Source organism: Candidatus Paracaedibacter symbiosus, assembly GCF_000757605.1.
Lineage (GTDB): Bacteria > Pseudomonadota > Alphaproteobacteria > Paracaedibacterales > Paracaedibacteraceae > Paracaedibacter_A > Paracaedibacter_A symbiosus.
In genome coordinates this window covers 2762-3465 of record NZ_JQAK01000024.1, presented here as the reverse complement: position 1 = coordinate 3465, position 704 = coordinate 2762, and the positions used below count along the sequence as shown (strand labels likewise).

1 protein-coding gene is annotated in these 704 nt (G+C 70.6%); it reads left to right on the top strand.

Annotated elements, in window-relative coordinates:
- Positions 1 to 314: 314 nt before the first annotated feature.
- Entirely contained in the window at positions 315 to 665 is a 351-nt protein-coding gene (locus IG80_RS15410; protein WP_198027403.1) for a DUF4124 domain-containing protein, read from the top strand.
- Positions 666 to 704 lie beyond the last annotated feature (39 nt).

The following is a 704-nucleotide window of genomic DNA, read 5'->3' as shown; positions in this document are numbered from 1 at the left end:
CCGTGGGTCTTGATGAACAGCTTTCCACGCGACGGCGCGCCATCGCCAGGCTCGCCGCGGGCGCCGCCCGGGATCGCACGGGCCGCGCCCGGCAGCGGAACCAGGGCCGGCGTGGCGGCGGGGACAGGTGCGATGGCGGCGTCCGGCACGGGGGCCGGCGTGGCGTTCATCCCGGTCATGGCGGTGAGTCCAGGCGGGCAGGGGCGGGCATTGTAGCCGCACCGCCGACGTACCTGCGGCGATCCATTTCCGTTTGTCGGACAAGGACTTGGCATTTCACGCGCCAGTCTGGGACACTCCGCGCCATGAAGGGGATGTCAAGTACAGCAGGCGCGCTGCTGCTCGCGCTGGTCGCCGCGCCCGCCACTGCGGGCACGTTGTACCGTTGCGTGGGCGCCGACGGGGTGACCAGCTACGTCAACAACCGGGTGGCCGGAGCCACGTGTGCGGTGTTCAGCCGTTACAGCCCGGACCGGACGCCGCGCGCCTCGGTCCCGGTGCATGCCCCGGCCAAGCCCGCTTCAGCGCGCGCATCGGTGACCACGGTGTCGCCGACGCCGGTGGCGGGCGTGGCCATGGTGGCCGCCTCCGCCCCGGCCGAAGGCGCGGTGGACAGCCCGGTGCCGAGCATGCGCGTGTCCAGTGCGCCGCTTCCCCCCGCGTAATAACTTCGTATAGCATACATTATACGAAGTTATACGAAT